Source organism: Streptomyces sp. NPDC101219 (assembly GCF_044767675.1).
Lineage (GTDB): Bacteria > Actinomycetota > Actinomycetes > Streptomycetales > Streptomycetaceae > Streptomyces.
In genome coordinates, this window is the sequence record NZ_JBIWOK010000015.1 from 77,234 (window position 1) to 99,960 (window position 22,727).

At 73.3% G+C, this 22,727-nt stretch carries 22 protein-coding genes; 14 read left to right on the forward strand and 8 right to left on the reverse strand.

All coding sequences use genetic code 11. The features are described 5' to 3' along the window. Positions 1 to 36 precede the first annotated feature (36 nt). The 3 genes from ACIRPP_RS26115 to ACIRPP_RS26125 all read left to right on the forward strand — a co-directional run bounded on the left by ACIRPP_RS26115 (position 37) and on the right by ACIRPP_RS26125 (position 3,666). Positions 37 to 2,208: a hypothetical protein gene (locus ACIRPP_RS26115; protein ID WP_403647392.1), complete on the forward strand. Its 2,172-nt coding sequence runs from the start codon at positions 37 to 39 to the stop codon at positions 2,206 to 2,208. A 304-nt stretch (positions 2,209 to 2,512) separates the two neighbouring features. Next, the gene (locus ACIRPP_RS26120) at positions 2,513 to 2,965 is read left to right on the forward strand and encodes a DoxX family protein (RefSeq protein WP_403647395.1); all 453 of its coding nucleotides are present in this window, start codon (positions 2,513 to 2,515) and stop codon (positions 2,963 to 2,965) included. A gap of 218 nt (positions 2,966 to 3,183) precedes the next feature. Beyond that, the gene (locus ACIRPP_RS26125; RefSeq protein WP_403647398.1) at positions 3,184 to 3,666 is read left to right on the forward strand and encodes a GNAT family N-acetyltransferase; all 483 of its coding nucleotides are present in this window, start codon (positions 3,184 to 3,186) and stop codon (positions 3,664 to 3,666) included. An 88-nt stretch (positions 3,667 to 3,754) separates the two neighbouring features. On the opposite strand, the gene ACIRPP_RS26130 is transcribed toward ACIRPP_RS26125, so the two are convergent. The 4 genes from ACIRPP_RS26130 to ACIRPP_RS26145 all read right to left on the reverse strand — a co-directional run bounded on the left by ACIRPP_RS26130 (position 3,755) and on the right by ACIRPP_RS26145 (position 7,862). Then, on the reverse strand, positions 3,755 to 4,174 hold the full coding sequence (locus ACIRPP_RS26130) for a VOC family protein (protein ID WP_403647596.1): 420 nt from the start codon (positions 4,172 to 4,174) through the stop codon (positions 3,755 to 3,757). A 180-nt stretch (positions 4,175 to 4,354) separates the two neighbouring features. Further along, positions 4,355 to 5,797 carry an FAD-dependent oxidoreductase gene (locus tag ACIRPP_RS26135; protein WP_403647599.1) on the reverse strand — a complete coding sequence of 481 codons (1,443 nt, stop codon included), beginning with the start codon at positions 5,795 to 5,797 and terminating at the stop codon, positions 4,355 to 4,357. A gap of 250 nt (positions 5,798 to 6,047) precedes the next feature. Further along, positions 6,048 to 7,232, reverse strand: a complete 1,185-nt coding sequence (locus ACIRPP_RS26140) for an SGNH/GDSL hydrolase family protein (RefSeq protein WP_403647401.1) — start codon at positions 7,230 to 7,232, stop codon at positions 6,048 to 6,050. 57 nt (positions 7,233 to 7,289) lie between these two features. Continuing rightward, positions 7,290 to 7,862: a TetR/AcrR family transcriptional regulator gene (locus ACIRPP_RS26145; protein ID WP_403647404.1), complete on the reverse strand. Its 573-nt coding sequence runs from the start codon at positions 7,860 to 7,862 to the stop codon at positions 7,290 to 7,292. A gap of 615 nt (positions 7,863 to 8,477) precedes the next feature. On the opposite strand from ACIRPP_RS26145, the gene ACIRPP_RS26150 reads away from it, so the two are divergent. Next, entirely contained in the window at positions 8,478 to 10,217 is a 1,740-nt protein-coding gene (locus ACIRPP_RS26150; protein ID WP_403647602.1) for a sodium:solute symporter family protein, read from the forward strand. 17 nt (positions 10,218 to 10,234) lie between these two features. After that, positions 10,235 to 10,366 carry a putative transporter small subunit gene (locus tag ACIRPP_RS26155; protein WP_403647407.1) on the forward strand — a complete coding sequence of 44 codons (132 nt, stop codon included), beginning with the start codon at positions 10,235 to 10,237 and terminating at the stop codon, positions 10,364 to 10,366. Between the two features lie 70 nt (positions 10,367 to 10,436). Here the strand turns inward: ACIRPP_RS26155 and ACIRPP_RS26160 are convergent, their stop codons facing one another. Both ACIRPP_RS26160 and ACIRPP_RS26165 read right to left on the reverse strand, forming a co-directional pair. Beyond that, positions 10,437 to 11,642 (reverse strand): cysteine desulfurase-like protein, encoded by a 1,206-nt coding sequence (locus tag ACIRPP_RS26160; RefSeq protein ID WP_403647410.1) that lies wholly within the window; start codon positions 11,640 to 11,642, stop codon positions 10,437 to 10,439. Between the two features lie 28 nt (positions 11,643 to 11,670). Beyond that, positions 11,671 to 12,591, reverse strand: a complete 921-nt coding sequence (locus ACIRPP_RS26165; RefSeq protein ID WP_403647605.1) for a nitrilase-related carbon-nitrogen hydrolase — start codon at positions 12,589 to 12,591, stop codon at positions 11,671 to 11,673. A gap of 130 nt (positions 12,592 to 12,721) precedes the next feature. Between ACIRPP_RS26165 and ACIRPP_RS26170 the strand changes: the two genes are divergently transcribed. Together ACIRPP_RS26170 and ACIRPP_RS26175 are read left to right on the forward strand one after the other, a co-directional pair. Further along, a complete protein-coding gene (locus ACIRPP_RS26170) occupies positions 12,722 to 13,648 on the forward strand; it encodes a LysR substrate-binding domain-containing protein (protein ID WP_403647413.1) in 927 nt (308 codons plus the stop codon). 394 nt (positions 13,649 to 14,042) lie between these two features. Next, complete coding sequence (locus ACIRPP_RS26175) at positions 14,043 to 14,489, forward strand: ATP-binding cassette domain-containing protein (protein ID WP_403647608.1); 447 nt, start codon at positions 14,043 to 14,045, stop codon at positions 14,487 to 14,489. A gap of 38 nt (positions 14,490 to 14,527) precedes the next feature. Here ACIRPP_RS26175 and ACIRPP_RS26180 read toward each other — a convergent pair whose 3' ends face one another. Next, positions 14,528 to 14,968, reverse strand: a complete 441-nt coding sequence (locus ACIRPP_RS26180) for an OsmC family protein (protein WP_403647416.1) — start codon at positions 14,966 to 14,968, stop codon at positions 14,528 to 14,530. Positions 14,969 to 15,715: 747 nt separating this feature from the next. On the opposite strand from ACIRPP_RS26180, the gene ACIRPP_RS26185 reads away from it, so the two are divergent. From ACIRPP_RS26185 to ACIRPP_RS26215, 7 genes are all read left to right on the forward strand, one after another. Further along, positions 15,716 to 17,116 (forward strand): ATP-binding protein, encoded by a 1,401-nt coding sequence (locus ACIRPP_RS26185; RefSeq protein WP_403647419.1) that lies wholly within the window; start codon positions 15,716 to 15,718, stop codon positions 17,114 to 17,116. Positions 17,117 to 17,118: 2 nt separating this feature from the next. Next, on the forward strand, positions 17,119 to 17,541 hold the full coding sequence (locus tag ACIRPP_RS26190) for a roadblock/LC7 domain-containing protein (protein ID WP_164348935.1): 423 nt from the start codon (positions 17,119 to 17,121) through the stop codon (positions 17,539 to 17,541). Continuing rightward, a complete protein-coding gene (locus ACIRPP_RS26195) occupies positions 17,538 to 17,891 on the forward strand; it encodes a DUF742 domain-containing protein (RefSeq protein ID WP_403647422.1) in 354 nt (117 codons plus the stop codon). The genes ACIRPP_RS26190 and ACIRPP_RS26195 overlap by 4 nt, the downstream gene beginning before the upstream one ends. Further along, the gene (locus tag ACIRPP_RS26200) at positions 17,869 to 18,489 is read left to right on the forward strand and encodes a GTP-binding protein (protein ID WP_403647425.1); all 621 of its coding nucleotides are present in this window, start codon (positions 17,869 to 17,871) and stop codon (positions 18,487 to 18,489) included. The genes ACIRPP_RS26195 and ACIRPP_RS26200 overlap by 23 nt, the downstream gene beginning before the upstream one ends. Next, the gene (locus ACIRPP_RS26205; RefSeq protein ID WP_403647427.1) at positions 18,486 to 19,715 is read left to right on the forward strand and encodes a cytochrome P450; all 1,230 of its coding nucleotides are present in this window, start codon (positions 18,486 to 18,488) and stop codon (positions 19,713 to 19,715) included. Before ACIRPP_RS26200 ends, ACIRPP_RS26205 begins: the two co-directional genes overlap by 4 nt. 10 nt (positions 19,716 to 19,725) lie before the next feature. Then, on the forward strand, positions 19,726 to 20,949 hold the full coding sequence (locus tag ACIRPP_RS26210; RefSeq protein ID WP_403647430.1) for a cytochrome P450: 1,224 nt from the start codon (positions 19,726 to 19,728) through the stop codon (positions 20,947 to 20,949). A gap of 142 nt (positions 20,950 to 21,091) precedes the next feature. Then, a complete protein-coding gene (locus ACIRPP_RS26215; RefSeq protein WP_403647433.1) occupies positions 21,092 to 21,418 on the forward strand; it encodes a hypothetical protein in 327 nt (108 codons plus the stop codon). Positions 21,419 to 21,440: 22 nt separating this feature from the next. Here the strand turns inward: ACIRPP_RS26215 and ACIRPP_RS26220 are convergent, their stop codons facing one another. Next, complete coding sequence (locus ACIRPP_RS26220) at positions 21,441 to 22,595, reverse strand: PP2C family protein-serine/threonine phosphatase (RefSeq protein WP_403647436.1); 1,155 nt, start codon at positions 22,593 to 22,595, stop codon at positions 21,441 to 21,443. Positions 22,596 to 22,727 lie beyond the last annotated feature (132 nt).

Here is a 22,727-nt window from a genome sequence, read left to right on the forward strand (position 1 = left end):
GTGCGGCCACCGCCCGGGACTTGGAACGATGCGGGAATGTCCCACCGATTCGAGGCCCTGGTCGTCCGGCACACCCACCGCATTCCCGCTCCCTCCGGCCCCGCAGGAGACGGCTCCGTCGTGACGCGGCAGTTCGACGCCGCGTTGCTCTCCGTGGGGTTCAAGCTCTCGTCGCGTGCGTTCGCGTGCCTGGCCGGACTGTCCGAGGGGACGGTCGTGGACGTCGCCGTACGGATCCTGCGCACGGTCCGGGAGATGGCCGGCGACCACGTACGGCACAACGCGTACTTCATCGACTTTCCGGCCAACGTACCGGACACCGCCGACTTCTGGCGGGAGTGCGTCGCCGATGCGCTCGCCGACGACCGGACGCGGGCGAGCACCCTGGCACAGCTCGACACCGGCGTGGTGGACCTGCGCACCCTCCCGTCGTACGGCAGGTACCGGCACACGTACGCGGACCTGCTGGCCCGCCACGACGAGCTGATCGCCGCGGCGGGCGACCGGGTGACCGTGCTGCACCTCGGCGAGCGTCTGGAGGACGAAGTCACCTCCCTCTACCTGGCGTTGGCGGGCAGCACCACACCTCTGGGGGAGGAGGTCCTGGACGACCTGCGGGACCTCGCCGGCCACTGCGTCGGCGGGCCGCAGCCCGAGTCGGTCCCGGTGCGGGAGAACCGGGCGGTGATCAACCAGGTCCGGCTGGCGGCCGGGGCGGAGCTGCTGCTGGACACGGTCACCGACGTGCTGCGGCTGGCCTGCGCGCTGTCGGGCGGCGACGTGAGCCTGCAGGAGCCGACGCTGCTGCGGACGCTGCCCCGTCCGGTGCGCCGGGCCCTGCTGGCGGGCCTCGACGCGCTCGTCGCGGCCACCCCCGCCAAGGCGGCCGACGTGCACGCGCACCGCGAGATGTTCAAGCGGCTCGGTGAGCGGCTGCACCCGCACGAGTACCCGCAGTGGCCGCACGCGGCCGACGTGTTCGCCGTCGCCCGCGGCGAACGGACGGCACGCTCCCTGGACAGCCGCGTCGAGGAACTGCTCGGCCGGGGCGACGTCACCGGCGCGGCCGCAGTGCTCCGATCGGCGCCAGGCCGGCTGTTGCGCGCGCTGGACCGGCTGCTGCGCTCCGCGTCCTCCCCCGAGGAGAGCGACGCGGTGGTGACCGCCGTCGAGGAGGCCCTGCCCCAGGTCTCCGGCCGGGTCCTGCTGTCCGTGCGCGAGCACCTGTACAACCGGGCCCGGGAGACCGGCGGGCAGCGCCTGTTCGTCAACCGTCTCGGCCGGGGCCATGTCGCCGACGACACCCGCCGGCCGGTGCCCGGGCCCGCCCGTGAGCGGCTGCTCGCCGTGCTCGACGCGGAGCTGCGCCGGCGGGTGGGCGTCGCGGACCACCTGCTGATCGACCCGGACGTCCTCGACGTGGCGCTGCCGCTGTCCGGCCGGGCGAGCACCGGCGGGCTCGGGGTGCTGCCGCGCGGCTCGGTGTCGGCGGTCGAGGGGGAACTGCTGCGCTTCTTCGTGTACTGGAAGGAGACCGCGACCACCACCGACTTCGACCTGTCGGCGCTCCTGCTCGACGCGGACTACGAGACGGTCTCCTGGCTGTCGTACACCGACCTGCGCAGCGTCGGGGGCCGCCACTCCGGTGACATCATCAGCGCGCCCGAGGGGGCCTCGGAGTTCATCGACCTGCGACTGGACGCGGTGCGGGCCTCGTTCATCGTGCCGCAGGTCAACATCTTCGACGGGGAGGGCTTCGAGGAGGTCGAGGAGTCGTTCTTCGGGTTCATGCTGCGCGAGGGCCTGCAGAAGGGCCGCCCGTTCGAGCCGCGGACGGTGCGGATGAAGTCCGAACTGCGCGGCCCCGGCCGGGTCGCCCTGCCGCTGGCGTTCCTGCGCGGGGCGGACGGCCGCTGGCGCGCGAAGTGGCTGCACCTGTACCTGCCGGGGACCCCGTCGCAGAACCGGGTGGAGGGCAACCGGCTGACGGTCGCGGCGCTGCTGCGCGCGATCGTCGAGCGGGAGCAGCTCACCGTCGGCCACCTCACGGAGCTGATGACCGGTGACGCGACGACCGTCGACGTGTGGGACGGCAAGAAGGTCCCGGCGGGCCCGGTCACCTTCGTCGGTCTGGAACGGCCGGACGGCCTCCACCCGGACTCCCGCGTGGTGACCCCCGGAAATCTGCGCGACCTGATACCCGCCTGAGTGTTAACGTGACCGTGGCGAGGCCATGAGGGGGCTTCCTTCTCAATTCCACTTTGATCCAGTCCCTTCGCTCTCCTCGCCGTTCTTCTCCGGCCGGTGGCCGTCCCGCACATCCCGGGACGGCCACCGGTCTTTTGCGCGGGCCCTGCCGCGCGCCGCCCGTGGTGCTGGGTCCGGGAATCCGCCGGCCTGCTGAACGCGCGGGGCCGCGCGTGCGTAGGGAGGAAGGGGACGACCCGCCCCGCCGGGGTCCCGCCTGCCCGAAGTGCCCGGAAGACCGCGAACACGCACGAGGAGAAGCCCGATGAACACCGCCCGCCTCAGCGACTGGCTGACGGCCCGTCAACCCCTCGTCCTGGGTCTGTTCCGCATCGTGCTGGGTGTGCTGTTCGCCAGCGAGGGCGCGGCCACGCTCTTCGGCGTGCTCGACCGCAAGGCCAGCCCGGTGGGCGAGTGGCCGTTCTGGTACGCCGGGGTGATCGAGCTGGTGTGCGGTGCCCTGATCCTCCTCGGGGTCGGCACGCGTGCCGCGGCCTTCCTCAGCTCCGGGATCATGGCCTTCGCCTACTTCACCGAGCACCAGCAGGACGGCTTGTTCCCGCTCCAGAACGGCGGCCTCGCCCCCGCGCTGTTCTGCTGGGGCTTCCTGCTGCTGGTGTTCTCCGGCCCCGGCTCTCTGGCCCTCGCGGGCGGCCGGAACCAGTCCGGTTCCCGCCCGGCCGGCCATCCCCTCCCCCACCAGCCGGCCGGCCGCTGACCGCCGCCGAGCCGACCGCGCCCCGCGCCCGTACGGCATCTGCGCCGTGCCCGGCCGCGGGGCCCGGGGCGTATCCTGGCGTCATGGAGTGTCACGCCGCTGAGCGCACGCGTCACTGAGGGCCCTGCTCGCCGCCGTTCCCCGGCCGTGAGCGGGCCGGCAGACGTCCCTGTTTCTCTGCCCGGGCCCCGAGCCCTCAGCCCGAGAGGCGCACCTCCATGCTCATCCGCGCATTCCGGCCGCACGACCTCGTGCTGCTGACCGAACTCACCATCGACACCTTCCGTCCGTTCTACGAGGACTCCTTCCGCCCCCTGGTGGGCGAGGCCGTCTTCGCCAACCAGCACGGCGACTGGCGCGAGGACTACCGCCGCCAGGTCGCCGGCCTCCACGCACCCGAGCGGCACGCCCGGGTCGCCGTCGCCGACACCGGCGACGGCCTCGCGGGTTACGTGGCGTGGAGCGTCGTCCCGGAGCGCAGGAACGGCAGCATCACGCTGCTCGCCGTGTCCCCGCTCCACCGCCGCGCCCACGTCGGCACCGCCCTGTGCGAGCACGCCTTCGCGGCCCTGCGCGCCGCCGGGGCCGAGGTGGTGGAGATCGGCACGGGAGGCGACCCGTTCCACGCTCCCGCGAGGGCGCTGTACGAGGCCCTCGGGTGCACACCGCTCCCGGTCACCGTCTACTACCGGGAGCTGTAGCCGCGGCGGGCCCCGGACGGACGCCGCCGGGCGTCCGTCCGGGGGCGTTCCGGGACCGCCGCGGGACGTCGGCCGCTGTCCGGCCCGTTCACCCGGCCGCGGCGAGCCTGCTGCGCAGTTCCTCCTCGGAGACGTCCTCGACGTGGGTGAGGAGGACCCACAGGTGGCCGTGGGGATCCTTGACGATGGCGGTGCGGTCCCCGTGGAACATGTCCGTGGGCGGCTGGAGGAGTTCCGCGCCCGCGGCCACCGCGCGTTCCGCCAGGCCGTCGACGTCGGGCACGAAGATGTGCAGCGTGACGGAGGTACGGCCGCCGAGCGCGGCGGGGGCCGCCCAGGTGCTCGCGCCCGCCTCGTCGGCTCCGGCGTCGCCGAGCATCAGGACCGACGGGCCGATGGAGATCTCGGCGTGCAGGATCCCGCCGTTCGGCGCCTCCAGCCGGAAGTCCTCGCGGGCGCCGAAGGCCCGCCGGTAGAAGGCGATCGCCGCGTCGGCGTCGTCCACCATGATGTGCGGGACCACCGCATGGCGGTAGCGGTCGGGGATGTCGGCCGGGGTCGGGGTCGGATTCCGGGTCGGGGTCCGGGTCGTGCTGTCGGTCACCACGTGCCTCCTCGCTGCGGGGAGCCGGACGGACGGGATGTCCGCGGCCCTGTGAGGAACGTAGAAACTCGACCGCGGTCGAGGTCAAGCGGCGCCGGGCTCACGCGGGTGCCGGCCGCCGGGTTCGCGCAGGGCGTCCAGCAGCGCGCGTTCGGCGGGGGTGAACTGCGGGCCGTCCAGGGGCGGTCGGAGCGGGCCGGCGAGGGCGGTCACGAGGACGGCGGGCCGGAGCAGGGAGGCCGGGGCCGCCTGCAGGGCGAGGACGTCGGTGAGGGCGGTCGCCGCGTGGAAGGAGCCGGTGGCCGTGCGGGAGAGACGGCCGACGTAGCGGTGCAGGAGCCGGTCGGCGACGGTGGGGCGTTTCCCCGTGGTCGTGGGGAAGTGGATGTCCTGCCCGACGGACAGCGCCCAGGCCGTGTCCGCGCAGCGGGCGACGGCCCGTTGGGCGCGGCGCGCCAGCCCGGGGCCGGGGCCGGCCGTCCGCAGCAGGTCGCGCAGGGCCACGGCCTCCTGGGCGGCGACCGACATGCCGTGCCCGTACAGGGGGTTGACGGCCGCCACGGCGTCCCCGAGGACGACCAGCCCGTCCGGCCACGCGCGGAGCCGTTCGTAGTAGCGGCGCCGGTTCGCGGTCCCGTGGGTGACGCTGACGCCGGTGAGGGGTTCGGCGTGCTCGATGAGGTCCGCGATCAGGGGGTGGCGCAGTCCGCGGGCGAAGGGCAGGAACGCGTCGGGGTCCGCGGTGGGCCGCCCGCCGGGGGCGCCCATCAGGCTGACCTGCCACGCCCCGCCCTCGATCGGCGCGATCGCGCCGGCGGCGCCGGGCCGTGACAGGCCCGGGTCGGCCTGGATGCCGACCACCGGCCAGTTCCGCGTGGGGACGGGCGCCCGGTAGAGCCGGCTGGCGTAGGCGAGGCCGGAGTCGATGCGGTCCTCGCGCAGACCGGTGATGCCGAGGCGGGCCAGCCACTCGGGGGTGCGGGAGGCGCGGCCGGTGGCGTCGACGACCAAGTCGGCGGCGAGTTCGGCCGTCACGCCGTCGGCGGTGCGGACCAGGACGCCGGTGACCTTGCGGGCGTCACCGAGCAGCCCGACGGCCCGGGTGCGGGGGCGGACCCCGACCCGCGGGTCCTGGCGGACCCGGCGCCGCACCACACTGTCGGTCAGGTCACGGCCCGCGGTGATCAGGTGATGGGTCGCGCGCTGCCAGCGCCGGTACCAGCCCTCCGGGGCGTACAGGACCATCCCGGTCGTCTCGGGCACCCGGTGGGCGCCCTCGGCGACGAGTGCGTCGGTCCAGCCGGGCAGCAGCGCCTCGATCGCCTCGACCCCGCCCGTCTGCAGCAGGTGGACGTGGGCGGCCTGGGGGACGCCGGTGCGCGGCTCGGGGCCGTCGGGCAGGTCGTGGGCCTCGACGATCTCGACGTGGTCGACGTGGTCCTTGACGGCGGCCGCGGCGAGCAGGCCCGCGATACTGCCGCCGAGGACCACGGCCCGCGTGGGGCCGGGCGGCCTGGCCTGACTCATGTGCGCCTGCCTGCCTTCCACCGTGGGCGCGGTGCGCCGGAACGACGGCCCGTCGTCGAGGAGTCCGTGCGGGAGGACCATGACGCCTGCTCCGGAGTTCCTCGCACAGTCCACCGACTTCGGTGATCACGATGAATCACCTCCGGCCGCCTGTCGACCCGTTGCGTCTGTTTTCGGGCACCCGCCGCCACGGCCCGGTCCGCGCCGAGCAGTTCGCCGATCGGCTCGGCCACCTCGGCGCCGGTTCCCGTCACCGGCCTCCGGGTCCGAACGCCCCCTTGTCCCCGAAGGCCAGACGGGCGAAGCGCTCCCCCATCAGACGGTGCGTCGCGGGGGCGGGGTGGAGCGCGTCGGGCAGCGGCTCCTCGGCGTGGTCTCTCTCGCCGTACAGTCCGAGGCCGTCGAGGTGGTGGAGGTGGGGGTCCTCGTCGGCGCGCTGGGCGACGATGCGGGCCAGTTCCTCACGGATGACCCTCAGCGTGAGCTTCCCCGCCGCGGTCTCCCCGGGCTCGCCGGTGGCCCGGAACCGCAGCCGGCCCTCGCTGAGCTCACCGAGGTCGGCGGTGCAGGGACCCGGGGTGGTCTCGTGGATGGCGCAATAGACCGGTGAGACGACCAGCAGGGGGGTCGTCGGGTGACCCTCGCGGAGGGTGTCGAGGAAGCCGTGGACGGCCGGACCGAAGGCTCGCAGCCGCATGAGGTCCGCGTTGACGAGGTTGATGCCGATCTTGACGCTGATCAGGTCGGCGGGCGTGTCGCGCATGGCGCGGGCCATGAACGGGTCGAGCAGGGCGCTGCCGCTGAATCCCAGGTTGACCAGGTCCACCCCGGCCAGGGCGGCGGCCACGGCGGGCCAGGTGCCGGTGGGAGTCGTGGCGTTGGACCCGTGGCTGATCGAACTGCCGTGATGCATCCAGACCTTGCGCTCGCCGGCGGGTGCGGGCCGCGCCGGAGCGTCGGTGCGCAGTTCGACGAGGAGGGTGGCCTCGTCGTGCGGAAGCCAGATCTCGATGTCCTTCTCACCGCCGCCCAGGCCGTCGAAGCGGACGGTCCGCACCGGTCCCTGGCTGGTCCGGCCGTCTCCGGTGGTCATGTCCAGGGTGAGCGTGTCTCCGTCGGGGACGGTGGCGGAGCCGGCGAGGCGGCCGCCGACCAGCAGCTCGTACACCCCGTCGGGCCGTGGGGGTGCTCCGGGATAGACGCGCTTGGTGGCGACGACGTCCAGTTCGAGGGCGGTCGCCGCGGTCCGGAGGGCCAGCCGGACGCCGGAGGGCTGAGATTCGGCCATGGCCAGCCGGTCGTCGGGGATCCGCCGTCGCGCGGCCGGGGGGAGGCGGTGGGGCAGGACGCCCCGCTCGGTGCGCTCCACGTCGAGGGCGCCGCGTATCAGGTCGGACGTGAGGGGGACGGTGGTCCAGTCGTGCCGGGGGGTCATGTCGTGCGTGCCTCTTCGCAGTGGGGGCCGGTGGTCCGGTGGTGCCGGTGCGGCCGGTCAGGGGGTGGTGCTCCAGGTGCGGAGCAGGAGGTCGAGCGCGTCGAGGATCTCGGTCCAGCTCTCCTGGGCGTCGGGGGCGCTGTGACTGAAGCCGCCCGCCGTCTCCAGGCCGACGAAGCCGCTGAAGACGCTGCCGAGCAGCCGCACGGCGTGGGTCCGGCGCGGTTCGTCGAGCGCGTAGCCGCGCAGGAGGGCCCGGGCCATCGCGGCGTGCCGCACGCCGGCACTGCCGGCCGCCTCCTCCGGGTCGAGCGGGAAGGCGGTGGCGGCGAACCGGCCGGGGTGTTCGCGGGCGTAGTCGCGGTAGGCGTCGGCGAACGCGATCAGGGCGTCCCGGCCGGCCCGGCCCGCCACCGCGGCGGAGACCCGGTCGGCCAGCTCCTCCAGCGCCAGGAGCGCGATCCGGACCTTCAGGTCGCGTGCGTTCCGCACGTGCGAGTAGAGACTCGCGGTCTTGACGCCGAACCGCCGGGCGAGCTCCGAGGGCGTGGTCCGCTCGAAGCCGATCTCGTCGGCCATCTCGGCCCCCGCCCTGACCAGGCGCTCCGTCGTCAGCCCCACCCGGGTCACGGATGCCTCCCTATCTTCTTCAGCCTCTTGCCTATATCCATCATGCATATACCTAACTGTCTTAGGCAAGTACCAGCCGGAACGGCGGCACCCGGGACCCGACGCACGGCGCCACCGCACCCCACCCAGGAGCTCACCGAACGAGGGTCGAATGATGCCACTTCGGGCGTCTTATGACTTTTGGGTGAGATGTCTGCCTCAGGGCATCTGCCACCGGCCGCTTGATCTCTTTGGCGTAACAAAGCACGCTACATTGCACTAGCAATGAGCAAATTGATCACATTTACGCCTGCCGCGAAGTGTCACTTTTCGGCCAAATCGGCCCCGTAAATATGTCAGTAACTTGAACAATTCAGACGTCGCTGCAGCGCACAGCCTCGCGGTGCCCCGGACGACGAGATGCCCCATTGGCTCGAAAGAGCTGTTACGGTGCCGACGGTTTGCGGGCCGAAAGCCCGCCACTTCTTGTGAACGTCCCCTGTACAGCGCTGAGCTGCCGGGTCGGAACCTCCCGCCGCACGCGGCGGGACGGTCCCGCTGCCTGCCGTGGACCCACGCAGGCGTGCGGTCGACGCCGGGCTCCACGAGTCGAAGGAGGTGGCGTGTGTGGGCGAAATGGAAACAGCCCAGTTCCACGCCCTGGTCGTCGTCGGTCTGCTGGTCCTCTTCTACGGGGGGACCTTCCTCATCTCGGCCCGTATCGGTAAGAAGGAGGAGAACGCCGACGGCTACATGACGGCCGGGAACAACCTCGGCTTCGGTGTCTCCGCCGCCAGCATGACGGCGACCTGGATCTGGGCCGCCTCCATGTACGCGTCCGCGACCTCCGGTTACACCTACGGCATCTCCGGCCCGATCCACTACGGGCTGTGGGGCGCCTTGATGATCCTGTTCATCTATCCCTTCGGCCGGCGCATCCGGGCCGTGGCGCCCAAGGCGCACACCCTCGCCGAGGTGCTCTACGTCCGGCACGGCCGGTCCAGTCAGCTGATGCTCGCCGGTTCGAACATCGTCGGCAGCCTCATCAGCCTGATGTCGAACTTCATCGCCGGTGGCGTGCTCATCTCGCTGCTGTCGCCGTTCAACTTCACCCAGGGCGTCTTCGCCGTCGCGGCGGGCGTGCTGCTCTACACCCTGTGGTCCGGCTTCCGGGCCTCGGTCCTCACCGACTTCGTGCAGGTCGTCGCGATGCTCGGCGCCGTCGCCGTCATCGTCCCCTTCATCTTCTTCGCGGCCGACTTCCCCGCCGCGTTCGAGACCGGCGCGAGCAACCTGACCGCCGAGCAGGGCAACTTCTTCTCCAGCGTGGCCTTCATGGAGCAGGGCGCCCCGTACATCGCCGCGGTGCTCGCCTACGCGATCGGCAACCAGACCATCGCGCAGCGCCTGTTCGCCGTGAAGGAGAGCCTGATCAAGCCGACCTTCATCACGGCGACCGTCGGCTACGGAGCCATGGTCATCGGCGTCGGCATGCTCGGCGTGCTCGCCCTCTACCTCGGCTTCGAGCCGTCCGGCGGCGACCCGAACAACATCATCCCGGGCATGGCCGCCGAGTACCTGCCGCCCGTACTGCTGGCCGTGTTCTTCATCATGATCGTCGGCGCGCTGTCGTCGACCGCGGACTCCGACCTCGCGGCCCTCTCCTCGATCATGATGGCCGACGTCTACGGGCAGAACGTGGCCGGCAAGGAGAAGGCCAACCCGAAGACGATGCTGCTGGTCGGCCGCATCACCATGGTCCTGGCGACCGCGACCGCCGTCGCCTTCGCCAGCCTGCAGCTGAACATCCTCGACCTGCTGGTGTTCGTCGGTGCGCTGTGGGGCGCGCTCGTCTTCCCCGTGCTGGCCAGCTTCTACTGGGGCAAGGTCACCGGACGGGCGTTCACCACGTCGGTGCTCGCCGCACTCGCGGTGTTCCTGCCGGTCCGCTTCGGCTGGATCCCCCTGGACAACGCGCTCGGCATCGTCGTGGACGTCCTCGCGGTCGTCGGCATCGGCGTCGTCCTCGGCCTGATGGTGTTCGGCTTCTTCGGCGCCCGCCCGGCCCGCGTCGTGGGCGTCGCGGCGATCGTGGTGTCGGCTCCGTTCGCCATCGGTGAGCTGCACGAGTACGCCACGCTCAGCGGTTCGCTGGTGGCCTACTCGGTGTCCACCATCGTCTGCTGGTCCATGTCGTTCCGTCAGCAGGAGGACTTCGACTTCGCCGTCATCGCGCAGCGCACCGGTGACTTCGACGACTCCTCCGCCGCGACCGCAGCGGCGGCGGCCCCGGCCGACGGCGACGAGGTGTCCGTGGGGCATGGCGCGCAGGACCCCGACGCCGATCCCGAACCCGCCGGCACCGGCAGCAAGTGACCCCGAGAGGAGGCACCGTGACCACCGCAGTTCTCACCGCGTACATCCTGATGTGGCCCGTACTGGTGGCGATCGTCCTGTTCGTGATCAGCCGTGGGTTCATGCGTGAGTGGGCCGAGGCCCGCCGCAACGGGGAGGACCTCGTCTGAGGCCGTCCCCCACCCGTCCGTCGCCCCGTTCCCGGCAGCTGTCCGCCCCGCCGGGAACGGGGCGCGGTCGTCAGGACCGCAGGAAGTCCGCCAGGCCCTCGATGAGCCGGTCGACGTCGTCGGCTTCGTTGTAGGGGGCCAGCCCGGCGCGGAGGCCGCCGGTGTCGCCCAGTCCGAGGCGGCGCGAGGCCTCCAGGGCGTAGAAGGACCCGGCCGGGGCGTGCACCCCGCGTTCGGCCAGGAACCGGTGGGCGTCCGCCGCGCTGCGGCCGTCGAAGGTCAGCAGGAGGGTGGGGGTGCGCTCGGCGGCCCGGGAGTGCACCGTGATCCCGTCCAGGGTGGCCAGCCCCTTCTCGATGCGGGTCCGCAGCGTCTCCTCGTGCTGCTCCAGCGCGCGGTAGCCCGCCGCCAGCCGGTCGCGTCGCGTCCCCGTCGCCCCGGTGTCGAACCCGGCGATGAAGTCGACGGCGGCGCGGGTGCCGGCCAGGAACTCGTACGGCAGCGTGCCCAGTTCGAAGCGCTCGGGGACGGCGTCGCTGGACGGCAGGAGCTTGTCCGGGCGCAGGGTCTCCAGCAGCGCGGGCCGGGCGGCGAGCACGCCATGGTGGGGGCCGAGGAACTTGTACGGCGAGCAGGTGAAGAAGTCCGCGCCCAACTGCTCCACGTCCACCAGGCAGTGGGCCGTGTAGTGCACGCCGTCGACGTAGAAGAGGGCGCCCGCCTCGTGGACCGCCCGGGCGATCTCGGCGATGCGCGGGCGGGTGCCGATCAGGTTGGACGCCGCCGTCACGGCGACCAGCCGGGTGCGCTCGCTCAAGACGGCGCGGACGTGGCCGGGCGTCAGCTCCCCGGTCGCCGGGTCGAAGTCGGCGCGGCGCACGGTGACACCCGCACGCTCGGCCGCCTGCATCCAGGGACGGATGTTGGAATCATGGTCGAGGCTGGTCACCACCACCTCGTCGCCCGGTGACCAGGTCCGGGCGAGGGTGCGGGAGAAGTCGTAGGCGAGCTGGGTGGCGCTGCGCCCGAAGACGATGCCGGCGGGATCCGCGCCCAGCAGATCGGCCATCGCCCGGCGGGCGTCCGTGACGATGTTCTCGGCGTTGCGCTCCCCGACAGCCCACCGGCCCCGGTTCGACAGCGGCGCGGAGAGGGCGTCCGCGACGGCCCGGATGACCTGGTCCGGGGTCTGGGTGCCGCCGGGCCCGTCGAAGTGGGCGGTGCCCGCCGCCAGGGCGGGGAACTGGGCGCGGAGCGCGTCGATGTCGTACGGCACGGAAAACTCCCGTTCGTGGGCGGTGATCTCACCGGGGGCCGGTGACGGTGGCGGTGGGGGACTCGTCGACGTGCAGGGTGAAGACGTCCGGACGGGCGTAGTGGCCGACGGGGTCGAAGTCGAAGCGGGCTCGCACGAGGTCGTCGAGGTCGAGCTCGGCGGTCAGGATGCCCTCGCCGTCGCGCAGCGGCCCGGCCAGCACCTCGCCGAGCGGGGAGACGATGACGGAACCACCGCCGATCAGGACCGTGCCGGGATCGTCGCCCTGGACGGGGCGGACGTCGTCCGGCAGGCCGTCGCGCCGCAGGTACTGGCAGGCGCTGAGGACGAAGCAGCGGCCCTCCAGCGCGACGTGCCGCATGGTGGCCTGCCAGGCGTCCCGGTCGTCCACGGTCGGCGCGCACCACAGGTCCACGCCCTTGGCGTACATGGCCGTGCGGAACAGCGGCATGTAGTTCTCCCAGCAGATGGCCGTGCCGAGGCGGCCCGCGCCGGTGTCGGCGACGGGGAGGGTGGAGCCGTCGCCCTGTCCCCACAGGTAGCGCTCGGCCGCGGTGGGCATCAGCTTGCGGTGCAGCCCCAGGAAGCCGTCGGGGCCGAAGAGCAGGGCCACGCAGTACAGGGTGCCGCCGCTGCGTTCGACGGCACCGATCACGGCGTGGCAGCCGAGTTCGCGCGTGACGGCGGCGAGCGCGTCGACCTCCGGGCCCGGGACCTCGACGGCCGCGGCGTGGTAGCGGCGGAACAGGTCCCGCCCGGCGGGGCTGCGACTGCCGACCGTGATGCCGAAGTCCAGTCCCTTCGGGTAGCCGCCGAGGAACGCCTCGGGCAGCACGACCACGTCGGCGCCCCGGCCGGTGACGGCCTCCCTCAGGAGCTCCTCGGCCCTGGCCAGGGCGGCCGGGGTGTCGAACAGCGGGGCGGCCGCCTGCACGACGGCGGCGGTCACCGTCCGGCGGGGCGCGGTGGTGTCGGGACGGCGGGGCGCGGTGGTGTCGGGACGGTGGGACTCGACCTCGGCGGCTGTCATGTGCCGACCGTAGGAACCACGGCGCTCATCCGGCAAACTCATCCTTGCGATGATCGACATCTACGAGACCGAATTCCGCAAGGCGGACCTGAACCTGCTGGTGGTCTTCTCCGCGCTGCTGCGCGAGCGCAGTGTCACCCGGGCCGCCGCCGCCCTCCATCTGAGCCAGGGTGCCACCAGTGCCGCCCTCGGCCGCCTGCGCACGCTGTTCGGGGACGAGTTGTTCACCCGGACCCGGGGCGGTGTCGAGCCGACCCCGCGCGCGCTGGAACTGGCCCGCCGGGTCGAGCCCGCGCTGAGCCTCATCCACGGCGCGGTGACCGACCGGGACCGCTTCGACCCCGCGACGGCCCGGCGCACCTTCACCCTCGGCATGTCCGACGACCTGGAGGCGGCCCTCCTGCCGCGGCTGCTGGCCGCCACCGCGGCCCTGCCCGGCGTCCGGATCGCCGTGCGGCAGACCACCCGGAACACGGTCGGCGGCATGATCGACCGGGGCGAGATCGACCTGGGAGTGGCCGCCGCGCCCGCGCACGGCGCCGATCACCGCAGCCGCGACCTGTTCGAATCCGGCTACACATGCCTGTTCGCGCCCCGCCTCCTGCCGCTGCGCACGCCCCTCGGCCTGGACGACTACCTGTCCCACCCGCACCTGCTGATCTCCTACGACGGCCGGCGCGGCATCGTCGACGACCTGCTGGAGGCCCGGGGGCTGACCCGCCGGGTGATCGCGTCGACCACGCACTTCGCCGGAGCGGCCCTCCAGTTGCCCACTCTGGCCGCGCTGGCCACCCTCCCCACGCACGCGGCCACCGTGTACGCCCGGGCGCTCGGCCTGGCCGCCTCTCCCCCGCCGCTGCCGATGCCGACGTACACGGTGAGCGCGATCTGGCACGGCACCCTCACCGACGATCCCGGCCTGCGCTGGCTGCGCGGCCTCGTGGAGGACGCGGCCCGCGACCACCGGAGGTCGTGACCGTGCCCGCGCGTCCGCCCGGCCCGGCAGGTCCCGGCCGGCGGATCCGGCCCGCCGCGGCCGCCTGCACGGCGCCGGTCCGAAACCAGGTGAAGCAGTGGGCCGGCGTTGGCCGGCATCGCCGGCATGGCACGAGGAATCTGGTCGCAGAAGGTCCGATCCGCCCGCTGACGGCGGCGCCTTCTCCCCTTGTCGACCGCGCGCTCGCCGTTCCGGTCCCGCCGGGCGGCTGTTCCGTGCTGCCCGGCTCCCCTGCGAGCTGCGGAGCATGCCTTGAATCCCTCCCACCCCCACTGCCCGAGCCGTGTCCCTCCCCGTCGAGGCGGGCGGCAGCGCCCACATCCGGGCCGAACGCGTCACCGTCACCCGCGACTCCCGGCAGGTCCTCAGCGACGTGTCCGTGACCGTCTCCGCCCGGTCGCGGATCGCGGTCGTCGGCGAGAACGGCCGCGGCAAGACGACGCTGCTGCACGTCCTCGCCGGCCTGCTCACGCCCTCCGGCGCGGCGCCCCCCTGTGTGAGGCCGCCGACGCGCGCGGGCAGGCGGCTGTCCACCCGCCCGCGGCACCGGCCGACACCGCAACCGCACCCGGGGCGACGCACACGCGCCCGCCGTGCACGCCCCGGCGATCGCCCCGAGGCCCGACGTCCCGAGGTCCGCAGACCGGGGGCGCCGTCGGCGCGGCGCCCTCCGCGCGTCCGGCAGTTGCCCTGCCCGGGCGGAGCAGTCCTGCGCCCGCCGCGCCACGGGCCCCTGGGCCTCCGTCCGAGCCCGCCCCCGTGCGGTGGCTCCCGAACGCATCGGCCACCCCGGCAACCGCCCGACGCTCAGGGGGCCTGAAGCCCCGGCCTCCGGGCCACCCGCCAACGCCCGGCGCGTCAGGCCCCGTTGACCGTCGTCGTCACCGGTGTCCCGGTCTCGACGGTGCGGCTGACCGTGCACAGGCGCTCGTGGGAGGTCCTGACCGCGCGCGGCAGGACGGTGCGGGCGCGCTCCGCGCCCTCGCCGTCCGGGAAGGTGACGGTGAAGGCGACCGTGAGGTCGGTCATGCGGTTGCCGAGGTGGTCGCTGATCTTGTCACCGGACACGGTGACCGTGAACGTGTCCGGCTCGCTGTGCCGGCTGGTGGCGGCGTCGACGTCCGCCGCGGTGCAGCCGCCGATCGCCGCGAGCAGGAGCTCGACGGGGGTGAAGGCGGTGTCCGGGTCGTCGCCGGAGGAGGTGCTGAAGTCGACGGTCCCGCCGCGGGGGTTGGTCGCGGTGAAACGGCCGGCCGCGGTGCGGCGGACGACGACGGACCGCTCGGTGTTCTCGTTCATGCCGCAGACGGTAACCGCCCGGCTCCCCACCGGCGGGACCTCCCTCGCCGCGCGCCGGTCGCGCGCCCCTGACAGCGCCGGCGCACAACTCGGCCGCACGGAACGATCGTTGAGCGATGCGGTGTCGAACAGATGGGGAGGGGGAACCCTTTTCGGCCAGGCGGCGCGCCGGTGCGACCCCGACTTCTCGGAGCAAATGCCCGGTGTTTCCCCTCCGCCGTCATCAAGCCGGTACAAGACGTGAGCGCGGGGGGTATGGTCCGTACCCGAAGGCCACCAGAGGGCCCGGCAGGTGCTGGGTCCCCTGCTCGTGCACGCCCTCGTTCCGTTCCTGGGAGATCCATGTCGCGCCCCCTAGCCGCTGTCCTCACCGCCGTGTCCCCGGCGCCCGGGGACCGGGTCCGGGGGTCCCTCGGGACGGTGCTGCGCGAGAGCGCGGAGGGGCGCCGCCGTGCGCCCTCGGCACGGGCCGCGATACACGGGCCAGATCTGGCTTGTTAGGGCCCCTGACCGTGATCGGGCGACGTCACGGACGAGCCCCGGGTGGTGGCCGCCCCGGCAGCCCCGCACCCGCACACCCGTCCAGTGACGCACTCCCGTGGGCCGCCCGGCGGCGCACGCCCGCCGCGCCGCCGCCCGCCAGGCGGCGGCCGGCCCCCGCGTGTCCCGGTCACCGGCTCGGAGCCGGGCCGTCCCGCTCCGTCCTTCCCCCCGCACACCGACGGCTTGCTGATCCGTGAGGACCTGATGACTGAACTGTTATGGACCGCCACCGCGTTGCTGACGGTGACCGGCGTCGGGGGCGTCTGGTACTTCCGGCGCCGGCGCGAACAGGACCGGCGCCGGGCCGAATCGCTTCAGCGGCACGCCGATCTGCTCACCCAGCAACTCCTCGCCACCGAGCAGTGCCTGGACCGCATCACGACCGAGGTGCTCCCCGCCGCCCTCGCACCCGGCCAGGACGGCCCGGGCGGCGACACCCGGCTGATCGTCCCGGCAGCCCTCCACGGGACGCCGCTCGCCGAGCGGCTGCGGTCCCTCCCCGGCACGGTGGCCTCGGCCGTGGAGGAGGTCCGGGCGCAGGAGCGGGCGGCGGCCGCCCGGGACGCCGAACTCGTCAAGCAGGACACGGAGCGTCAGATCGCCCGGGTGCGCGAGGAATCCGTGGGGGTGGCGCGCGCCGCGGTCCGCGGCTTCGCCAACAACGTGGTGGCCCGTGCGGCGCGCCTCGGCCGGACGGTCAGCCAGGGCGTGCGGCGTCACATCTCCGACGAGGCGTACGCCACGCTGGTGGAGATCGACCACCTCGCCCAGCAGATGCTGCTGACGGCGTCCGGGTACGCCGTGCTCGCCGGCGACAAGCTGTCCCGCCGCTGGCCCGCCACCTCGCTCACCGACATCGTCCGGTCCGCGATGGGCCGGATCGAGGGCTACGAGCGGGTCAAGCACCCCGAGATGGGGTCCGTCGTCGTCCAGGGCCGCGCCGTGGAGGCGGTCGTGCACGCCCTCGCCGTGCTGCTGGACAACGCGCTCCGCTACTCCCCGCCCGCCGCCAAGGTGCACGTCTCGCTCGAACAGGGCCACCACGCCTGCTTCCTGGTCGTCGACGACGCGGGGCTGCGCATGGACGACGAGCGCCTGTTGTGGGCCAGCGACGTGATGTCCGGCGAACAGCGCGACGACATCACGCGCCTGGGCGCCCACCCCCAGACGGGTCTGCGGGTGGCGTCGCTGCTGGCCGAGGAGTACGGCTTCCGCGTCGAGCTGACCGCGCCGAACATCTACCAGGGGACCCGGGCCATGCTGGTCCTGCCGAAGAACCTGCTCACCACGCCGGAATCCGCCGTCCCGGCCGCCGCCGTGCCGTCGGTGCCCGCGCCCGCGGCGGAGCCGCGGCCCGAACCGGCGCCCGAAGCGACGCCCGCCCCGGCGGCCACCACGGCCAGCGGGCTGACGGTCCGACGGCGGGCCTCCGCCCCCGCCCGGGCACGGCGCACCGCCGCTCCCCCTCCGGCCGAGCCCGGCCGCCCCGCCATCGCCGCCGCCTGGGCCGAGGGCACCCGCCGCGGCCGGCGGGACGAATCGTCCCCCGTCCCAGACGAACCCGAGGCGACCCCCGCACACGACGCACACGACGAAGGACACTGACCGTGCGAGACACACACTCCAACAGCCTGGGCTGGCTGCTCGACCAGGAACTCGGCACCGTCGAAGGCGTGCGGTACGCCGTCCTCATGAGCAGCGACGGCCTCCTCAAGGCCCGGACCGAGACGATCGGTCAGGACGACGGGGAGAAGTTCGCCGCGCTGACCGCCGCACTGCGGGCCGCGGGGAAGGCGTGGGACGAGTTCACCGGCGGCGACGGCATGCGCCAGTTGCTGATCGAGTCCGTGGGCTGCATCGGCCTGACGACCACCGCCGCGAAGAACACCATGCTGTCGGTGTGCACCACCGGCCCGGACGCCGATGTGGGGCTGATCTCCCACCACATGGTGCGGCTGGCCACCCGCGTCGGGCACGAGATGGCCACCGCGGAGCGACAGCCCGCCGTGGACGGCGGCTCCCGGGCATGACGGGGCCGCGGCGTGACCCGGACATGGTCAGGCCCTACGTCCGTACCGGCGGGCAGGTCAGGCCCCGTGCCGACGTGCGTCTGGAGAGCGTGGTCGTCGCCGCGACCGGCCCCACGGACACGCTCGGCCCGGACGCCCGCCGGGTGATGCGTCTGTTCGCCGGTGCCCACGGCGGCCTGGCCGTCGCCGACATCGCCGCCGCGCTGGAGCTGCCGCCGTCGACGGTGCGGATCCTCGTGTCGTCGCTGATGGACTCCGGCCATCTGGCCGCTCCGGCCGCGGAGCCCGGCCACCAGCCCGACTTCGACCTGCTGCAGGAGGTGCTCCGTGGACTTCGCTCCATGGTCTGACCCGCCCGTCACCTACGTCCCGGCCTCGGTGACGCGGTCGGCCAAGATCGTGGTCGCGGGGGGTTTCGGCGTCGGCAAGACGACGTTCATCGGCAGCGTCTCCGAGGTGAAGCCCCTGCGGATGGAGGAGCCCATCACCCAGGCCAGCGTCGGGGTGGACGATCTGCGCGGTACTCCGCACAAGACGACGACCACCGTGGCCATGGACTTCGGCCGGATCCACATGGCGGGCGGCAGGATCGCCCTGTACCTGTTCGGCCTGCCGGGGCAGGCCCGTTTCCAGCCGTTGTGGGAGGACCTCGCCGAGGGCGCGCTGGGCTGCCTCGTCCTGGCCGACACCCGCGAACTCGACGCCTCCCACGACGCGCTCACCCTCCTGGACAACGCGGCCATCCCCTACGCCGTCGCCATCAACACCTTCCCCGGCGCCCCGGCCTACCCCGACGAGGAGGTGCGCCAGGCACTGGCCCTGGACGACGCGACGCCGCTGACGGCCTGCGACGCCCGGGACCGCACGTCCTCCCTGCACGCGCTGATCAAGCTCACCGAATACCTCACCGAACGCCGGTCGGCCCAACCCCTGGAGACCCTCCGATGACGATGCCCTCCGCCGAGCCCGCCGAGCCCGGACCGGCGAGCCCGCCGGACCGGTACCCGCTGTACTCCCCCGAGTTCGCCGCCGACCCGCACGCCGGCTACCGGCGCATGCGGGACACGCACGGCCCGCTGGTCCCCGTCGACCTGGCGCCCGGGGTGCCCGCGACCCTCGTGATCGGCTACTACCAGGCGCGCCGCATCCTCAACGACCCGCTGCACTTCCCCGCAGACCCCCGCGTCTGGGAGAAGTCGGTCCCCGCGTCGTGCCCGGTGCGGCCGATGATGGAGTGGCGTCCCAACGCGCTGCGCTCGGGCGGCGCCGAACACGCCCGCTACCGGGGCGCGAACACCGCGGCGATCGACCAGGTCGACCAGCACGCGCTGCGCGCCCTGGTGGAGAGGGTGGCGGACGAGGCCATCGACCAGTTCCGCGCGCTGGGCGAGGCCGACCTGCTCACCCAGTACTCCTTCCCCATCGCCTTCCGCGTCCTGAGCGCCCTGCTGGGCTGCCCGGACGAGATCGGCCGGCGCATCGCCGACGGCATGGCGAGGATCTTCGACGCCACGGACGCGGCGGAGGGCAACCGCATCCTGGCGCAGGCCGTCGGCGACCTGGTGACGCTGCGCCGGGAACATCCGGGCGACGACATCACCTCCCGGCTGGTCGGCCACCCGGCGCGGCTGACCGACGAGGAGATGGGCCATCAGCTCGTCACCCTCTACGGCGCCGGCATCGAACCGCTCACCAACCTGATCAGCAACACCGTCCTGAAGATCCTGACCGACGAGGACTTCTCCGCCGACCTGCACGCCGGCCTGTCCACGGTGCGCGACGCTCTGGACACCGTCCTCTACACCGACCCGCCGATGGCGAACTACTGCATCTCGTACCCGCCGTACCCGATCGACGTGGACGGGGTGCTCCTGCCGGCCCACCAGCCGGTGGTGATCTCCATGGCGGCCGCCAACAACGACCCCGCCCTCACCGACGGTGTGCCCGGGACCCGTCTCGCGGGCAACCGCGCCCATCTGGCGTGGAGCGTCGGACCGCACACCTGCCCCGCCCGCTCGCACGCCTACCTCATCGCGGAGACGGCCGTCACCCACCTCCTCGACGCGCTGCCGGAGACGGACCTCGGCCGTCCCGCCGCCGAACTCACCTGGCGCCCCGGCCCGTTCCACCGGGCCCTGGAATCCCTGCCCGTCACGTTCCCGCCCCACGCCTAGGAGCCCGGTCATGACCCAGCAGACCCCCCTCGTCCTCGATCCCTCCGGCAGCGACCACATAGCCGAGCACCGCGCGCTGCGCGCCCGCGGTGTGGCCACCCGGGTGGACGTCCTCGGGGTGGAGGCGTGGTCCGTCTCCGACCCCGTCCTGCTCAAACAGCTGCTCACCAGCGCCGACGTCTCCAAGGACGCCTGCGCGCACTGGCCCGGCTTCGAACAGGCCGTCAGCACCTGGCCGTTGGCCCTGTGGGTCGCGGTGGAGAACATGTTCACCGCGTACGGTCCGCAGCACCGCAAGCTGCGCCGCCTGGTCGCGCCGGCCTTCAGCTCCCGCCGCATAGCCGCCCTGCGGCCGGCGGTGGAGGAGCTGGTGGACGGCATTGTCGACCGTCTCGCCGAGCTACCGGCCGACCGCACGGTGGACCTGCGTCAGGAGCTGGCCTATCCGCTTCCCATCGCGGTGATCAGCCATCTGATGGGCGTGCCGGAGAACCGCCGCCACGACTTCCGCGCCCAGGTCGACGGCGTCTTCGACACCACCCTGAACCCGGCCGAGGCGCAGGCCAACGCGGCGCTGCTGTACGAGCGTCTGGACCAGCTCATCGCCGAGAAGCGCAGCGACCCCGGCGACGACATGACGTCGCTGCTGATCGCGGCCCGCGACGACGAGAGCGACGGCGCCCGGCTCTCCCACGACGAGCTGCGCGACACCCTGCTGCTGATGATCAGCGCCGGGTACGAGACCACGGTCAACGTCATAGACCAGGCGGTGTTCACCCTGCTGACCCGGCCCGGGCAGCTCGACCTCGTCCGCAAGGGGACGGTCACCTGGGACGACGTGGTCGAGGAGACCCTGCGTCACGAACCCGCCGTCAAGCACCTGCCGCTGCGGTTCGCCGTCACCGACATCCCGCTGCCCGACGGGCGGACCATCGCCCGCGGGGAGGCCATACTCGCCTCCTACGCGGCCGCCAACCGGCATCCCGACTGGCACGACGACGCCGACACCTTCGACGCGACCCGCACGGTCAAGGACCACATGGCCTTCGGCCACGGAGTGCACTTCTGCCTCGGCGCTCCCCTCGCCCGCATGGAGGTCACCCTCGCGCTGCAGCGTCTCTTCGACCGCTTCCCCGAGATCCACCTGGCGGAGCCGGCGGCCGACCTGCCCCCGGTGCCGTCCCTGATCAGCAACGGGCACCAGCGCCTGCCGGTGCGTCTGCACGCGGGCTGAGCCCTCCGGCACGGCCGGCGGCGGGGATCGGTCCGCCGCCGGCCGTGTTCCGGCCGGGAAACGATGCCGCCACGGGTGAACCCGGGGCACCGGGGCCGCGTCCTCTGTCGTGGACGACGGCCCACACGCGGGAGCGGACACCTTGAGCGATCAGCATGCCGAAGGCACCGACGGCGGCACGGCACGCACGGAGGACACCGGGACCGGTCCCTCCGCCCCGGGCGCCCCGTGGTGGGCGGACCTCGGCACCTGGGGTGCGGTCGCGCTCGTCGCCGGCGGCGGGGCCGCCGCGGTGTGGATGTTCCTCGGCCTGCCCGGCACACCGGACACCCCGGCCGGCGGCTACTACCAGATCGCCAAGGTGGTGGCCGTCGGGCTGGTGGTCGCGGGCACGGGGCTGCTGGGGCGCCGCCGGGAGCGGGGTACGGCCCGGGGCGAGGCGGACACGGGCGGGCCGGAGCGCGCCTGACGGGCGCCGACGCGGGACACCTTCACGCGCCGCGGGCCGGGCGCGGCGCTCGGGCGGGGGCCGGCCGGTGACCGTCGGTGTCGGGGGCGGGCCGGTCGGCGCCCAGGGTGACCGCGAACACCGCGGCGTCGTCCTGCAGCGTGCCGCCGGTGTGGCGGAAGACGGCGGCCAGGAGGGTGTCGAGGATCACTTCCGGATCGGGCGGCAGGTCCCCGGACAGGGCGGGGACGGGCTCGAAGAAGGCACCGTTCGCGTCCCGCGCCTCGTCGATGCCGTCGGTGAACAGCACCAGCGTGCCGCCCTCGGGCAGGTCGAACCGGTCGACCGGGAAGTCGTCGGTGCCGAGCGGCCCCAGGCCCAGGGGCAGCGACGGGGTGGACGGTTCCAGGGGCACCACCTTGCCGTCGTGGACCAGCAGGGGCGCGTCGTGGCCCCGGTTGGCGATGCGCAGCTCCGAGTAGTCCGGCGGGAGCTCGGCGAAGACGGCGGTGGCGAACGTCTCGGCCTCCGCCCCGGTCGCCTCCTCGATGATCCCCTGCATCCGTTCCTCCAGCTGCCGCACGACGCCCGGCAGGTCCGGCTGGTGGTGACTGGCCTCGTGGAACGAGCCGATCAGTGCGTTGACCGTGCGGATCGACTCCAGGCCCTTGCCACGGACGTCGGCGATGACCATGCGGATGCCGTACGCGGTGTGGTGGATCGAGAAGAGGTCACCGCCGATCGCGGCCTCCTTGTGGGCGACCTCGTAGCGGGAGGCCACGGTGAGACGGCCCACGCGCCGGGGCGGGTCCGGCAGCACCGCCCGCTGGACGGCCGCGGCCACCTCGCGGCTGGTGGCCAGCTGCCGCCGGTCGCGGGTCAGGATGACGTTGAGGAACGCCGCGATGACCGTGAGCACGACCAGGCTGGTGAACGGGGCGACGTCGTCCCGGTTGGGCTCCCGCTCCAGGTACACCAGGCCGAGGCCCACCAGGTTCGCCGCCACGCCCGTGATGATCGTGCCGGGCAGGGAGAGCAGGGGCGCGGCCACCACCGCGGCCGCGGAGAGGGCCGGGAAGGTGTTGACCTCTCCCCGGGTGACGATGTCGATCACGAACGCGCCGGCGATGATCGCGGCGGGCAGCCAGCGGAGTTTCCGCCTCCGTTCCTGCGTCGGGTCCCGGCGAACCATGCGCATTCCGCGTTCCTCGCGATGTCCGTGCTGACGGTGCGGCCCGGCCCCAGTCTCTGCCACATCCGTGGCCTCTGCGACCGCACGGGGCCGGCCGCGGGGTGCGGTCGCGGCCGCTGCGGACGGGTGCGGCGGAAG